The organism is Klebsiella sp. w6, from assembly GCF_033100215.1.
GTDB lineage: Bacteria > Pseudomonadota > Gammaproteobacteria > Enterobacterales > Enterobacteriaceae > Klebsiella > Klebsiella variicola.
In genome coordinates this window covers 1045373-1060503 of record NZ_CP136907.1, presented here as the reverse complement: position 1 = coordinate 1060503, position 15131 = coordinate 1045373, and the positions used below count along the sequence as shown (strand labels likewise).

Sequence of the window (15131 nt, the reverse complement as noted above, 5' to 3'; positions counted from 1 at the left end):
ACTCTCTTAATCACGCCACCAGCAAGGAGACGAAAGCTAAAAAGGCGAAACCAAACCCGGCCCAGGTGACGCGGGAGGTGGCACAAAAACGCAGACGCGCCATGCTGTTTTCAAACAACGCGATAATCAGCACCCCGACTACCAGCTTGACGACAGCGACCACCAGCGCCAACAGCAGGCCGCCGACGCTGAAGCTGGTCATCTGGCCCCACGGGAAAAAGACCCCAACAAACATCTGCAGCACCACCAGCTGTTTGAGGCTGATGCCCCACTTCAGGATGCCAAAGCCGCTGCCGCTGTATTCCGACAGGGGGCCCTCCTGCAGCTCCTGCTCCGCTTCCGCCAGATCGAACGGCAGTTTGCCCATCTCGATAAAGGTGGCGAAGGCGCAGGCGCACAGCGCCAGAATCAGTGGAATGCTGTGCGCCGCCGGCCAGTGGTAAAGGGTATCGGTGATGGTGCTGATATGGGTCGAGCCGGCGACCTGCGCCGCCACCCACAGGCCCAGCAGCAGGATCGGCTCCACCAGCACGCCGAGCATCGCTTCGCGACTGCTGCCCAGCGCGGTAAACGGGCTGCCGGTGTCCAGACCGGAAATAGCAAAGAAGAAACGGGCGATGGCGAACAGGTAGATCAGGGTGATGAGATCCCCGAGCACCGGCAGCGGAGAGTCCACCGTCACCACCGGCAGCGCGGTGGCGATGGTCAGCATCACGCCGACCATGACGTACGGCGTCAGGCGGAACACCCAGCTAGAGGCGTCAGGACCGACGCTCTGACGGCCCAGCAGTTTCAGGATATCGCGATACTCCTGCAGTACCCCCGGTCCGCGGCGGTTATGCAGCCGCGCGCGGGCGACGCGAACGATCCCGGACAACAGCGGCGCGACGGCAAACAGCACCAGCGCCTGTAGCAATGCAATTAACAGACTCATTCTCAGGCTCCTCGCGAAATGACAATCACCACCAGCACCGCCAGCTCAACCAGCGCGATCCCGCGCAGCAGCGCCGGCGCCGAGGCCGATTGCCAGCCCGGCACCAGACGCACCGGGTTCAGCCAGTGACGCAGCTTCAGCAACGGCGCAAAGGCCTCTTTCACCGGCATGGCAAAGCCGTGGGCCGTTACCACCATCGACTGCTCGTGGTCGTAACCGCAGACCCACGCCGCGCCGCGCGAGCGCGCCGCCAGGCGATCGCCTTTAAAGAAGATCATCAGCAGGAACGGCAGCAGCGGGCAGGCGATAAGCAGCAGCGCGATCATCGGCTGCGATACCACGCTCGATACCTGAGCCTGCACCGGGAAGGCGCCGCTCACCAGCGGCAGCAGCCACGGCGCGGCGATGCCGCCAACGAGGCAGAAGACCGCCGCCAGTATTACGCTCAGGGTCATCAGCCAGGGGGCGCAGGTGGCGTTTTCCGCCTCTTTCGTCCGCGGCGCGCCGAGGAAGGTCACGCCATAGACTTTCGCCATACACATCACCGCCAGTGCGCCGGTGATCGCCAGGCCGACGGCCAGCAGCGGCCCCAGCAGACGGCCAATAAACAGGTCGCCGGTGCTCATTTTGAAGAAGGACTGGTAGATAACCCACTCGCCGGCGAAGCCGTTCAGCGGCGGCAGGGCCGCCATTGCCATCAGTCCTACCAGCATGGCGAGGGAGATCAACGGCATTTTTTTACCGATGCCGCCCAGCTTCTCGATATCGCGATGGCCGGTACGGAACCACACCGCCCCGGCGCCGAGGAACAGCGTGGTTTTGAACAGGCTGTGGTTAATCAGGTGATACATGCCGCCGATAAAACCCAGCACCATCAGCGTGCTGTTGCGGGTTGCCACGCCGGTAACAAAGGCGCCCAGCCCCAGCAGGATGATGCCGATGTTCTCGAGGGTGTGATAGGCCAGCAGACGCTGAATGTTATGCTCCATCAGGGCATACAGCCCGCCGATAAAGGCGGTGATCATCCCCAGCGCCAGCAGCATGACGCCCCACCACAGCGGCGGCACGCCGCCAGCCAGCGAGACGGTCAGCATGCCGTAAAGACCGACCTTCATCACCACGGTGGAAAACAGCGCGGCGGCCGGCGCGCTGGCCCCGGCGTGAGCCTGCGGCGCCCAGCCGTGCAGCGGGATCGCCCCGGCCAGCAGGGCGAACCCCACCAGTCCCGGCAGCCACAGCAGCGGGTTCTGCATCATATCCACTGCCTGGAGGTTGATCTGCGCCAGCTCGAGGGTGCCGTAGGTCGACCACACCAGCCAGCAGGTCCAGGCCATCAGCAACGTGCCGAGACGCCCCAGGGCAAACCACAGCTTACCGGAAGCGGCGCAGCCGGTGAGAAACGCCGCGCAGAGCGCCATGATCTCCGCCATCACCACCAGCGAACCGATATTGGTCACCACCACCGCGCAGGTGGCGGCGGCCAGCAGCAGGTTGACCAGCAGGCCGTTGGCCTTCACCTGCGGATGGCGATGCCAGCTAATATTGAACAGCGACACCGGCAGCGCCGACAGGCCGATGGCCAGCAGCCACAGCGCGTTGACACCGCCCACCCGCATCGTCAGATGCAGAAACTGCAGCATGCCGCCGTGGATCCGTTCCGGCATCAAGAGCGCTGCGCCGCCGGCAACCACCAGCATGGCGCTGGCCACCGCGCCGCCGATCCCGGCAATAGCGCCGCTGAGCGGTTTACGCATGGCAAACACAAAGGCCAGCACGGCGCTGGCGGCGTACCACATCACCGCCTGATTGACTAATCCCATTACACTCATTCCCTCTCCCCCTGTTGCGCCTGGAACAGCGACAAGTCGCCAAGGTCGGTATTAAAGGTCAGCTGGCGTTTACGCTTGCTGGCCTGGGCGATATCCCGGCTATCCACCAACAGCAGCGCGTTGGTCGGGCAGGTCCGCACGCAGGCCGGGCCCTGGTCATCGAAGTGGCAGAGGTCGCATTTCACGGCAATGGCGCGCACGCCGGGCACCCAGTCGAGCAGCGAGCTGACACGGGCCGGCGCCGGCGGCGCGGGGGGCGCCAGTCGGGTATTGGCATTGGCCGGAATATCCAGCGGACGGCTGCCGGAAAATTCGATGGCGCCAAACGGGCAGGCGATGCCGCACAGTTTGCAGCTTACGCACAGGCTCTCGTTGAGCTGGACGGCGCCATCGACGCGCTGGATGGCGTTAACCGGGCAGACGGTGGCGCAGGGGGCATCTTCGCAGTGGTGGCACATCTGCGGTGCCGATTCTTTTTCATTACGCATCACCTGCAGCCGCGGCATAGCCTGCAGGCCGTGCTGGCGATGCGTCTCAGAGCAGGCGGCTTCGCAGGTGCGGCAGCCGATACAGACAGTGGAGTCAGCAATTACAAAACGGTTCACCGGGTCATCCTCGGGTGAAAGTCATTTTTGACGAAATCAGGTTGCGCAGGTGTCATTTTCGACACGTGTCGACACCTCGCGATCAGTGGGTCAGGGCCAGATGGCTTAAATCCACCGGTTGGTCTTGCTCCATGGCGTCATATAGACGGTCATAGACAGTGGCGATAATCGCCAGATAGTGCTCCAGCACCTGGTCGCGGGAGCGGTTGCTGATCCGCCCGTCCACCGTGCCATCTGCCGCCAGCGTGGCCTGAGCAATCAGGTACTTATCACCGCCGCCTTTGTTTTCGACGTAGTATTCGATGGTGTGGCTGTTAAAGCCTTCCGCCAGCGCGACAAACACCTGAAAATGGCCGAACAGCACGAAGCACAGCTCTTTATCCGGCGCGCAGCTCATCGCGTGATGCAGGCGGGCCTTCGACAGGGTGATCCCCTGAACCAGCGAGTTACAGTAGATGTGCCACTGCTCCTGCTGCTGCCGGTGACGGTCGGCGATGTAATCCGCCTTTTCACTTATTTCCCAAATAGTCATATCGGTTTCTCCGTTGCATGAGATGCACCCTCTAAGCATTTTTCATGCCATTTTTTATTTAATTGATTTAACTATGTTTTTGTATTCATCCCTACCGATGCGACATGTCGATGACAGCCCCGGGGCGTCGACATCGACATTGCCGGCCACGACGATTTCATTCTGGCATCGTTATTGCATACAAGGCGCATTGCGATACGGAGGCGACTATGCACGAAATCACCCTCAGCCAGCGGGCGCTGGAAATTATTGAACAACAGGCGCAGCAGGCCGGCGCGCGACGGGTGACCGGCGTGTGGCTCAAGGTCGGCGCATTTTCCTGCGTGGAAGCCAGCGCCCTGACCTTCTGCTTTGAGCTGGTCTGCCGCGGCACGCTGGCGGAGGGGTGCGAACTGCATATCGCCGAACAACAGGCTGAATGCTGGTGCGAACGCTGCCAGCAGTACGTCCATCTTGTCTCGCAGCACGTCCGCCGCTGCCCGCTCTGCAATAACGACCAGCTACAGATCGTGGCGGATGACGGCTTACAGATTCAGCGTTTAGAACTGGAGTAAACTATGTGTACAACATGCGGCTGTGGCGAAGGCAACCTCTATATTGAAGGAGACGAACGAAACCCGCATTCCGCGTTCCGCAGCGCCCCCTTCGCGCCCGCCCCACGCCAGACGATGACCATCACCGGTGTCAAAACCGATCACTTCGCCCCCACCCGCACGCCAGAGGGCGACCTGCATTACGGCCATGGCGAGGCTGGGACTCACGCCCCGGGGCAGAGCCAGCGGCGGATGCTGGAAGTGGAGATCGACGTGCTGGATAAAAACAACCGTCTGGCGGCGCGCAACCGCGCACGCTTTGCGGCGAAACAGCAGCTGGTGCTGAATCTGGTTTCCAGCCCCGGCTCCGGTAAAACCACCCTGCTGACCGAAACCCTCACCCGGCTGAAAGGACGCGCCGACTGCGCGGTGATTGAAGGCGATCAGCAAACGGTCAATGACGCCGCCCGCATTCGCGCCACCGGCACCCCGGCGATTCAGGTCAATACCGGGAAAGGCTGCCATCTCGATGCCCAGATGATCGCCGACGCCGCCCCGCGCCTGCCGCTGGCTGACCACGGCATTCTGTTTATCGAAAACGTCGGCAACCTGGTCTGCCCGGCCAGCTTTGATCTTGGCGAACGCCATAAGGTGGCAGTGCTGTCGGTCACCGAAGGCGAAGACAAGCCGCTGAAATATCCACATATGTTTGCCGCCGCCAGCCTGATGCTGCTCAACAAAGTCGACCTGCTGCCGTATCTCAATTTCGACGTTGAGAAGTGCCTGGCCTGCGCCCGTGAGGTCAATCCGCATATTGAGATTATTCTCCTCTCGGCCACCAGCGGCGAAGGCATGGAGCAGTGGCTCACCTGGCTGGAGACGCAGCGATGTGCATAGGCATTCCGGGACAAATTTGCGCCATCGACGGCGTGCTGGCGAAGGTGGAAGTCTGTGGCATTCAGCGCGACGTCGACCTGACGCTGGTGGGCGCCGTTGACGAGCAGGGTCAGACGCGTCTCGGCCAGTGGGTGCTGGTGCACGTTGGGTTCGCCATGAGCGTGATCAATGAAGCCGAAGCGCGCGACACTCTCGAGGCGCTGCAAAATATGTTCGATGTGGAGCCGGACGTCGGCGCGCTGCTGTATGGCGAGGAGCGATAATGCGTTACGTTGACGAATACCGCGCCCCCGAACAGGTGATGCAGCTGGTGGCGCATCTTCAGCAGCGTGCGCGTCTGCTGCCGCACACCGCCGCGCGACCGCTACGCATCATGGAGGTCTGCGGCGGCCATACTCATGCCATTTTTAAATTCGGGCTCGACCAGCTGTTGCCGGAGAATATCGAATTTATTCATGGGCCAGGCTGCCCGGTGTGCGTCCTGCCGATGGGGCGCATCGATGCCTGCATTGAGATTGCCAGCCGTCCGGGGGTCATCTTCTGCACCTTCGGCGACGCCATGCGCGTGCCAGGTAAAAACGGCTCGCTGCTGCAGGCGAAATCCCGCGGCGCCGATGTCCGCATCGTTTACTCGCCGATGGACGCCCTGCGGCTGGCGCAGCAAAACCCGCAGCGTGAGGTGGTCTTTTTCGGCCTCGGTTTCGAAACCACCATGCCCGCCACCGCCCTCACCCTGCGTCAGGCGCGGGAGCGCAACGTCGATAACTTCTACTTTTTCTGCCAGCACATCACCCTGCTGCCGACCCTGCGCAGCCTGCTGGATCAGCCGGACAACAGTATCGACGCCTTTCTCGCCCCGGGCCACGTCAGTATGGTGATCGGCACCGAAGCCTACGGCTTTATCGCCAGCGACTATCATCGTCCTTTAGTGGTCGCTGGTTTCGAACCGCTTGATCTACTGCAAGGCGCGGTGATGCTGGTTGAGCAGACAATAGCGCAGCGCAGCGATGTGGAAAATCAGTACCGTCGCGTGGTGCCGGATGCCGGCAACCCGCTGGCGCAAGCGGCGATGGCCGACGTCTTTCGCCTGGATGGCGACAGCGAATGGCGCGGCCTGGGGGTCATTAGCGACTCCGGCGTGCAGCTTACGCCAGCCTATCAGCGCTTCGATGCCGAGGCGCATTTCCGCCCGGCGCCGCAGCGCGTGTGCGACGACCCGCGGGCCCGCTGCGGCGAGGTGCTGACCGGCCGCTGTAAACCGCACCAGTGCCCGCTCTTCGCCCGCACCTGCAATCCGCAAAGCGCCTTTGGCGCGCTGATGGTCTCCTCAGAAGGGGCCTGCGCCGCCTGGTATCAATATCGCAGTCAGGAAAATGAAGCATGAAAAGCGTCCAGTTAGCCCACGGTAGCGGCGGTCAGGCAATGCAGCAGCTGATCGGCGACCTGTTTATGCAGGCCTTCGCCAACCCCTGGCTGGCGGAGCAGGAGGATCAGGCGCGCCTCGATCTGGCAGCGCTCGCCTCCCAGGGGGACCGCCTCGCCTTCTCCACCGACGGCTACGTGATTGACCCGCTGTTCTTTCCCGGCGGCAATATCGGCAAGCTGGCCGTCTGCGGTACCGCCAACGATGTGGCGGTCAGCGGCGCCATCCCCCGCTATCTTTCCTGCGGCTTTATTCTCGAAGAGGGGCTGGAGATGGCCACCCTGGAAGCGGTGGTCGCCAGCATGGCCGACACCGCCCGGGCGGCAGGGATCGCCATCGTCACCGGCGACACTAAAGTGGTGCCGCGCGGCGCGGCGGATAAGCTGTTTATTAACACCGCCGGCATCGGCGCCATCCCGGCGGACGTTCGCTGGGGGACGCAGCAGATTAGCGCCGGTGATGTGCTACTGGTCAGCGGCACGCTGGGGGATCATGGCGCCACCATCCTTAACCTGCGCGAGCAGATGGGGCTGGACGGCGCGCTGTCCAGCGATTGCGCGGTGCTGACGCCGCTTATCCAGACCCTGCGGCCACTGAGTGGAGTGAAAGCTCTGCGCGACGCCACCCGCGGCGGGGTCAATGCCGTCGCCCATGAGTTCGCCGCCGCCAGCGGCTGCGGCATCGAACTGCAGGAGGCAACGCTGCCGGTCAACGATACGGTGCGCGGCGTCTGCGAACTGCTTGGGCTGGACGCCCTGAACTTCGCCAATGAAGGCAAACTGGTGCTCGCCGTCGCCCGCGAGGCCGCGGAAAACGTGCTAGCGCATTTGCGGTCTCACCCACTGGGACGCGATGCGGCGATAATCGGCGAAGTGGTCGACCGCCCGGGCGTGCGTTCCGTTGGGCTGTACGGCGTGAAGCGTACGCTCGATCTTCCCCACGCCGAGCCGCTGCCGAGAATTTGTTAACGACGGCGTCGGGTCCCGGATAGCGGCTGGCGCCTTATCCGGGCTACAAAACTGCGCGCACGTAGCCCGGCTAAGCGCAGCGCGAGCCGGGGTTAAAGCGGCAATAACCGCTTTATTAACATACTATTATTTGTACCATCATTTTCTTATGCGCCACGTTGTCGGCGCGTTTTGGACGTAAGCAATGTCGTATACACCGATGAGCGATCTCGGCCAGCAAGGGCTGTTCGATATCACCCGGCTTTTATTACAGCAGCCCGATCTGGCCGCGCTGAGCGAAACTCTCACCCGCCTGGTGCAACAGTCTGCGCTCGCCGACGAGGCGGCCATCATCCTGTGGAACGCGGGTAACCACCGCGCGGCCAGGTACGCCTGCGATGAAGCCGGTCACCCGGTGAGCTACGAGGACGAAACCGTGCTCGCCCACGGTCCGGTGCGCCGCTTACTCTCCCGGCCGGATGCCCTGCATTGCGACCACGAGACCTTTGCCGACACCTGGCCGCAGCTTATCCGCAGCGGGCTCTATCGCCCGTTCGGGTACTACTCGCTGCTGCCGCTGGCGGCTGATGGGCGGATCTTCGGCGGCTGTGAATTTCTGCGCCGTGACAACCGGCCGTGGAGCGAGAAAGAGTTCCAGCGGCTGCATACCTTCACGCAGATCGTCGCCGTCGTCACCGAGCAAATTCAGAACCGGGTCAGCAATAACGTCGATTACGATCTGCTGTGCCACGAGCGCGACAACTTTCGCATCCTGGTGGCGATCACCAACGCGGTGCTCTCACGCCTGGATATCGACGAGCTGGTCAGCGAGGTGGCGAAAGAGATCCATCGCTACTTCCGGATCGACGCCATCAGCGTGGTGCTGCGCAGCGACCGCAAAGGGAAGCTCAACATCTATTCCACGCATTATCTTGACGCCAGCCATCCCGTCCACGACCAGAGCGAGGTGGATGAAGCTGGTACCCTCACCGAGCGCGTGTTCAAAAGCAAAGAGATGCTGCTGCTCAACCTGCACGAGCATGACACCCTCGCGCCGTATGAGAAAATGCTCTTCGAGATGTGGGGCAATAAGATCCAGACCCTGTGCCTGCTGCCGCTGATGTCCGGCAATACCCTGCTCGGGGTGCTGAAGCTGGCGCAGTGCGACGAACAGGTCTTCACCACCACCAATCTCAAGCTGCTGCGGCAGATCGCCGAGCGGGTATCGATCGCTATCGATAACGCCCTCGCCTACCGCGAAATTCAGCGCCTGAAAGAGCGGCTGGTGGATGAGAACCTCGCCCTCACCGAGCAGCTCAATAATGTCGAGAGCGAATTCGGCGAGATCATCGGCCGCAGCGAGGCGATGAACAATGTGCTCAAACAGGTCGAGATGGTGGCGCACAGCGACAGCACCGTGCTGATCCTCGGCGAAACCGGCACCGGTAAAGAGCTTATCGCCCGCGCCATCCACAACCTCAGCGGGCGTAACGGTCGACGGATGGTGAAGATGAACTGCGCCGCGATGCCCGCCGGGCTGCTGGAGAGCGATCTGTTCGGCCACGAACGCGGCGCGTTCACCGGGGCCAGCGCCCAGCGTATCGGCCGCTTCGAGCTGGCGGACAAAAGCTCCCTGTTCCTTGATGAAGTGGGCGATATGCCGCTGGAGTTGCAACCTAAACTGCTGCGCGTCCTCCAGGAGCAGGAGTTCGAACGTCTGGGGAGCAACAAGCTGATCCAGACCGACGTCCGGCTGATCGCCGCCACCAACCGCGATCTCAAGCAGATGGTTATCGACAGGGAATTCCGCAGCGATCTCTACTATCGGCTCAACGTGTTCCCCATCCACCTGCCGCCGCTGCGCGAACGTCCCGACGATATCCCGCTGCTGGTGAAGGCCTTTACCTTTAAAATCGCCCGCCGCATGGGGCGCAACATCGACAGCATTCCGGCGGAAACCCTGCGCACCTTGACGCGGATGGAGTGGCCGGGCAACGTGCGCGAGCTGGAAAACGTTATCGAACGGGCGGTGTTACTCACCCGCGGCAACGTACTGCAGCTCTCCCTGCCGGAGCGGGAGATCGTGGAAGTTCCTCGAACGCCGGCGGTCCTGCCTGAGGAAGGTGAGGATGAATATCAGCTGATCGTCCGGGTGCTGAAGGAGAGCAACGGCGTGGTGGCCGGGCCGAAAGGCGCCGCCCAGCGACTGGGGCTCAAGCGCACCACGCTCCTGTCGCGCATGAAGCGGCTGGGTATTAATAAAGACGAACTGGTGTAACCTCGCGCGCTCCCCCTTTCCGCCCCGGTGAGAGGGAGCGCTGGCGCCGCGCGCTATTTATCGCTGGTAAAACCGTTGCTGGTCGCCAGTTCGGCAAACCACAGCGCATTGCGTTTTATCTGTCGCTCGCCGGTCTCCAGATCCAGTCGCCAGAAGCCGTAGCGTCGTTTGAAGGCATTGATCCACGACCAGTTGTCGATAAACGTCCACTGGTGTACGCCAAAGCAGTTCGCGCCGTCGGCAATGGCGCGGTGCAGCTGCACCAGATGCTCCTCCATCAGCTGGATGCGGAAATTATCGTCTATCACCCCGTCCGCCCCGGGCTCTCCCTCTGATTGTCGATCCATCGCGATGCCGATTTCCGCGAGATACCACTTAATGTTGCCGTAGTTATCGCGAATATTGGCGGCAATGTCATAGATCGCCTGTGGCAGGATCTCGTTGTTATCACGATAGGGATTAAAGCGGCCCTGCGGGTTCACCGCGTTTTCGAAATAGTATTCCGGGGTGAAATAATCGAGATCATATTCGCCCTCACGCGCTTTTACCCGCCGCGGCACGTAATAGTTCACCCCAAGAAAATCGATATCCGCGCTGAGGATCAACGCCACGTCGTCTTTGCTGGTCGTCGGCAGGCAATCGTGGGCGGCGAGGATCTCGCACAGCGCTTTGGGGAATTCATGTTTTACCAGCGGGTCAAGGAAGCTGCGGTTAAAAAACAGGTCGGCATACCCGGCGGCTTTTTTATCCGCGTCGCTGTCGGTGAGGGTATAGCTCGGGGTCAGGTTGAGCACCACGCCGATCTCGCCCACCAGCGCCAGTTCACGATAAGCCGTTACCGCTTTGGCGTGCGCCAGCATAATGTTAAACGCCACCTGCGCCGCCAGCCGGCCATCTTTCTTACACGGATAGTGGAAGTCGTACAGGTAGCCCCCCTCAACCGGCACAATCGGCTCGTTGAAGGTTATCCAGTATTTAACCTTATGGCCAAACAGGCTAAAGGCGGTGCGGGCAAAGCGGGCAAACAGCTCGGCCACGTGCGCCGATTCAAAGCCGCCGTACTGTTTCTGCAGCGCTTCCGGCATATCAAAGTGGTAGAGATTGATCATCGGCTCAATGCCGTTGGCGATCATCTCATCGAGATAGGCGTGATAAAAACGCACCGCGTCCGGGTCCGGCGCGCCGGTTTCCAAATCAGCGATCAGTCGTGACCACTGTATCGAGGTGCGAAACGAGTTGAAGCCGGTCTGTTTCATTAGCGCCACGTCCTGCGGATACTGATGATAAGTATCACATACGGTTTGCGGCCCTACCTGCTGATAAAATCGCTCCGGTTGTTCGGCAAACCAGCTATCCCAGATGGAACGATGGCGCTTATTGGTGACCCCTTCCGTTTGCGGGCCGGACGCCGCCGCCCCCCACAGGAACCCTTGCGGAAACTGATATTGCTGCATAACCTCTCCTTCGAAAAAAGGCTGCGCCCGTCTGGCGCAGCCTGAACGTACTACTCTGCGACCACTTCGATCGATTTAATGAACATATAGCCCCAGTCGCCGGCGAAGCGGCCGAAGTCAATCTGATTAGTCCCCGCGTTAAGCGTCACCGGTATCCGCAACTGCTGGCCCTGCTCATCCGTCTGCGGGAAGGCCACGGCCTGCGGAGCGCCCCCGTTGACGACAAATGAGTTCTGCTTACCGCCCCATTTGCCGTTGAAGGTTACATTGAGCAGGAACTGACCGCTCCACGGCGCCTGCACCTGCCAGCTGACCTTATCCCCCTCGTTGGCAAATGGGCCGAGGAAGCCGTCCTCGCCAACTGTCAGCGCGTCTTTATCACTCTTCATCACCGTCAGCCGCCCCTCAGCCACGCCATAAACTTCGCCGTGATAACGACAAAAATCTGCTGGCGCTTTCCCCGTCGCTTCGCCCACCGTCACGGTCACGGTTTTGCTGCTTTTCAGCAGCCCATCGTCCGCCGTGAACGTCAGCGCATAGGTACCTGGCGCCGTAAACCAGGCCCGGGTTTGAGCCCGATCGGCATGGCAAAAATGCACCTGCCCCTCACCGGCGTGCTGCCAGCCCACCTTAACCTCTCGCGACGGCAGGCCATCGTCCTGCCAGCTGGCCGTAAGCTCGACGCCCTGGTCCTGCGTGGTGGTTAGGGCCGGTTCCAGCGTGACAACCGGCGGCTGATTCTCCTCGCTATGCTGCACGCTAATCACATTGGAAGGAGCCGAATGACCGCTCTCGTTTTTCGCCGTCACCCGGTAGTAATACGTATGCCCGAGCTGAAGCTGACGATAATCGTCGCGGAACAGAACCATGGTTTCCGGATTCCATTCGTTAACGCCATCGGAGATATCCCGGCCCACCACCGTCCACGGCCCGGTCGGCGAGGCGGCGCGTTCGACATCGTAGCTGCGTCCCACCGCGGCTCCCATCCAGTTGATCGCGAAGGGCGAGGTGGTCTCGCGCAGCAAAGGCGCGTCCGGCTTCGGCAGCGGCGCCATCGTCTGCTGCCCGGCCATCTGCGCCGCGGCCGTGCGCACCAGATCGACCACCGCCTGCTCCTGGTTCGCTTCGCCTTCTTTGGCAAACCCCGGCAGGTGGTAACTGTAGTGCCCGGTCGACTCCTTATGCCAGTAGAAGCCGCCGTCTTGACGATGGCCGCGGAAGCCCCAGATAAGCCCGCCGGCGGCTTGCGCCCCGTTGACGTCGCTGTGAACGATCGACTGCATAATGGCGTTCAGTTGATCCGCCGGCAGCAGGCCAAACTCGCCGACGAGATAGACTTTTTGCCCGCCGACGGCGCGCAGATCCTGCGTCACCTGCCCGGGATGGTTATTATCGGCATTGGTGTAATAGTGATTGCTGACGATATCTACATTGGGGTCGGTCAGCGCAAAGGAATTGATTTTCTTATAGGTGCCATCCACCACCAGCTGATGAGGGGCCCATTTTTTAATCCACGCCGCGGTCTGATGCAGGAAATCGGCGTTGGTATCCTCCAGCTCGTTACCGGTTTCCCAGGCCATGATCGCCTTTTCATCATAATAGGCGCGGCCGGTGACAGTATTTGTCCGGGTGATAACCTGGCGGATCACATCCAGATAGGCTTTGAAGGTCTTGCTATCGGTCCGATAAAAGTCTTCCGCTTTTTCGTGGTAGAAGGCCGCCAGCTGCTCGCGCCCGCCCCACCACCACCAGTGGTCAATAAACGGCAGGATCAGTCGCAATCCCTGTTTATCCGCTTCGGCAATCATGTTGTCATACACCCGCATGGCTTTCTCATTCAGCCGCGGCATGCCGTCCGCCGTTTCCGGCGCCAGAATATGGGTCTCGCGCCCGCAGGCTTTATCAAATTCCTGCTGCACCGACAGCACGTAGACGCGCTGGGCTTTCGCCCCGGTTTGCACCATCGCCTGGATCCAGTTTTGCTGCTCCTGCGCCGTTGGCCATTTAAAGTATTGTCCCCAGCCGCGCGGGTCTGCTCTGCAGGGGCCGCGGGCGTCGTCTTCAATGCGGTGCAGCTCCGGCGCGTGGATCCCGGCGAAACGAAACACCTTGTCGCCGTCCTTGAGGGTGGCGCCGTCGCGAGTGATAAAGTGCGTAAAGTGCGATCGCTCGGCGGCCAGCGCCCCGCCGGCCCCCAGCGCGGACAGCAGCCCCATCAGCAGCAGGTTTTTCATCGGCTTCATCGTTGTCTCTCCTTAGAACCAAACCTCGGCCTGTACGCCGAAGTTAACGGTGTCGGTAGAGCCACTGCGGGAATACCCGCCGGCGGTGATGGTATTGGTATCCCAGTTGTAGTTGCCGTCCAGCGCATCGGAGACACCTTTATCCCACTTCGCGTAGGTGACGAAGAAGCGCAGCTGCGGGCGTGCCCAGAAACCGGAGTCAAAGGTCAGGGTTGGCGCAACGGTGACTTTGGTCAGGCCGCCTTTGCCTTTGCCGTTTACCCCTTTGTAGTTTTTGTCATCCAGGTATTCGTAGCCCAGCTCGTACTGCATGGCAAAGTTGCGGGTGATCTGATGATAAGGGCGGATACCGGCGACCCACATCGAGCGTCCCCAGCCATGGTCATCTTCCGTCCACCAGCGGTAGTTTTTATCTTTCTGCCAGAAAGCGAAGGTCGAGATCTCCAGGTCGCCCATCGAGGCCACGCTATCCAGCACCACTCGCCAGGACTGAGTGTTTTCCAGATTGGCCCAGCCCCAGCCGTTTTTACCCAGTGAGTCACCCGCCGCCAGCCCTTTCCCGTACTGCAATGCAAGGCGGGAGTAGCCTCCGGTCAGACCATAGAAACCGTCAAAGTTATAAATACCGGTCACGCCATAGCCCTTCTCGGCGGAAGTCGGGTGGTTTTCGTTACGGTTCATATGGTGGCCGATCAGCTCCAGATCGAAGCCTGTCCCCGCGATCTTTTTCAGCCACAGGTTGAGGGAATAGTCATCCGGGTAGCCCTGATCTCCCTTATCCACCGGGTAGGCTTTGGTTTCATCGGTGGGTGAAAAGGCGTACACCCCGGCGTCGAAGCGGGCGAAGCCGAGATCCATGTTGTCGAAGCCGCCGCCGGTGCCGTTGTACTGAATGTACTCCCAGTCGAACTGATGGCTGGAGGTGTTGGAGCTGCTGTAGCGCTTACCGGCCCAGAAGGTCATCTCCGGCGCAAAATCCAGATTGCTCAGCTCGGCGAACCCTTCGCGAAACTGTACGTCATGGCCATCGTCATCCTGACAGTTCCAGTCGGAGGTGCATTTCGACTGATGAGTGAGGTTGGCCTGCACTTTCGCCACCACGCCGCTGTCCGCCGTCAGCGTCACGGTGGGGATCAGTTCGATCTTGGTGTCTTCTTCGTTGCCCAGTCGCCACTTACCGTCCGGCATCAGGCCGACGGAGTCCGCGCGGTTGCCATCGGAGTTCGCCAGGATCCCGGAGCGGATATAGCCATGCAGCGCAAAATCATACTTCGGATCGGCGCAGGCCAGGCTGCTGGCCCCTGCCAGCGAGAGGAGAGCCAGAGGTATTGAATGTTTCAGCTTTATCATTATTTTTTTCCCACGTTATGTTTGTTAACACGAACCGATAACGGAGGGGAAATTTACGGATCAAAAATGGAAATGTACATCCGTTAATGGAAAGCGCTTTCCATAA

Annotated in this window: 13 protein-coding genes; 6 read left to right on the top strand and 7 right to left on the bottom strand. The window is 61.0% G+C overall.

The annotated features are described in order from the left end of the window. Positions 1–10: 10 nt before the first annotated feature. The 4 genes from R0140_RS05215 to hycA form a co-directional block, all read right to left on the bottom strand. Positions 11–934 carry a respiratory chain complex I subunit 1 family protein gene (locus tag R0140_RS05215; RefSeq protein ID WP_317703953.1) on the bottom strand — a complete coding sequence of 308 codons (924 nt, stop codon included), beginning with the start codon at positions 932–934 and terminating at the stop codon, positions 11–13. 2 nt (positions 935–936) lie between these two features. Further along, complete coding sequence (gene hycC, locus R0140_RS05210; protein WP_012967357.1) at positions 937–2763, bottom strand: formate hydrogenlyase subunit 3; 1827 nt, start codon at positions 2761–2763, stop codon at positions 937–939. After that, positions 2760–3368, bottom strand: a complete 609-nt coding sequence (locus R0140_RS05205) for a 4Fe-4S dicluster domain-containing protein (RefSeq protein ID WP_012540764.1) — start codon at positions 3366–3368, stop codon at positions 2760–2762. The genes hycC and R0140_RS05205 overlap by 4 nt, the downstream gene beginning before the upstream one ends. Before the next feature lie 82 nt (positions 3369–3450). Further along, positions 3451–3900 carry a formate hydrogenlyase regulator HycA gene (gene hycA, locus R0140_RS05200; protein WP_004205645.1) on the bottom strand — a complete coding sequence of 150 codons (450 nt, stop codon included), beginning with the start codon at positions 3898–3900 and terminating at the stop codon, positions 3451–3453. 209 nt (positions 3901–4109) lie between these two features. On the opposite strand from hycA, the gene hypA reads away from it, so the two are divergent. The 6 genes from hypA to flhA all read left to right on the top strand — a co-directional run bounded on the left by hypA (position 4110) and on the right by flhA (position 9978). Further along, on the top strand, positions 4110–4454 hold the full coding sequence (gene hypA, locus R0140_RS05195; RefSeq protein WP_012540763.1) for a hydrogenase maturation nickel metallochaperone HypA: 345 nt from the start codon (positions 4110–4112) through the stop codon (positions 4452–4454). A 3-nt stretch (positions 4455–4457) separates the two neighbouring features. Then, entirely contained in the window at positions 4458–5330 is an 873-nt protein-coding gene (gene hypB / locus R0140_RS05190) for a hydrogenase nickel incorporation protein HypB (RefSeq protein WP_008806186.1), read from the top strand. Further along, positions 5321–5593, top strand: coding sequence for a HypC/HybG/HupF family hydrogenase formation chaperone (locus tag R0140_RS05185; RefSeq protein WP_022064696.1), 273 nt, complete (start codon positions 5321–5323; stop codon positions 5591–5593). Before hypB ends, R0140_RS05185 begins: the two co-directional genes overlap by 10 nt. After that, positions 5593–6714: a hydrogenase formation protein HypD gene (gene hypD / locus R0140_RS05180; protein WP_012967355.1), complete on the top strand. Its 1122-nt coding sequence runs from the start codon at positions 5593–5595 to the stop codon at positions 6712–6714. The genes R0140_RS05185 and hypD overlap by 1 nt, the downstream gene beginning before the upstream one ends. Next, on the top strand, positions 6711–7721 hold the full coding sequence (gene hypE, locus R0140_RS05175) for a hydrogenase expression/formation protein HypE (RefSeq protein WP_048964703.1): 1011 nt from the start codon (positions 6711–6713) through the stop codon (positions 7719–7721). Before hypD ends, hypE begins: the two co-directional genes overlap by 4 nt. Positions 7722–7905: 184 nt before the next feature. Continuing rightward, positions 7906–9978, top strand: coding sequence for a formate hydrogenlyase transcriptional activator FlhA (gene flhA / locus R0140_RS05170; RefSeq protein WP_008806189.1), 2073 nt, complete (start codon positions 7906–7908; stop codon positions 9976–9978). Positions 9979–10031: 53 nt separating this feature from the next. Here the strand turns inward: flhA and R0140_RS05165 are convergent, their stop codons facing one another. The 3 genes from R0140_RS05165 to R0140_RS05155 are packed head-to-tail and all read right to left on the bottom strand — an operon-like array spanning position 10032 to position 15025. Beyond that, complete coding sequence (locus tag R0140_RS05165; protein WP_032731143.1) at positions 10032–11432, bottom strand: glycoside hydrolase family 1 protein; 1401 nt, start codon at positions 11430–11432, stop codon at positions 10032–10034. A gap of 50 nt (positions 11433–11482) precedes the next feature. Continuing rightward, positions 11483–13675: a CBM35 domain-containing protein gene (locus R0140_RS05160; protein WP_048964702.1), complete on the bottom strand. Its 2193-nt coding sequence runs from the start codon at positions 13673–13675 to the stop codon at positions 11483–11485. Positions 13676–13687: 12 nt separating this feature from the next. Further along, the gene (locus tag R0140_RS05155) at positions 13688–15025 is read right to left on the bottom strand and encodes a maltoporin (protein ID WP_008806192.1); all 1338 of its coding nucleotides are present in this window, start codon (positions 15023–15025) and stop codon (positions 13688–13690) included. Positions 15026–15131: the final 106 nt, after the last annotated feature.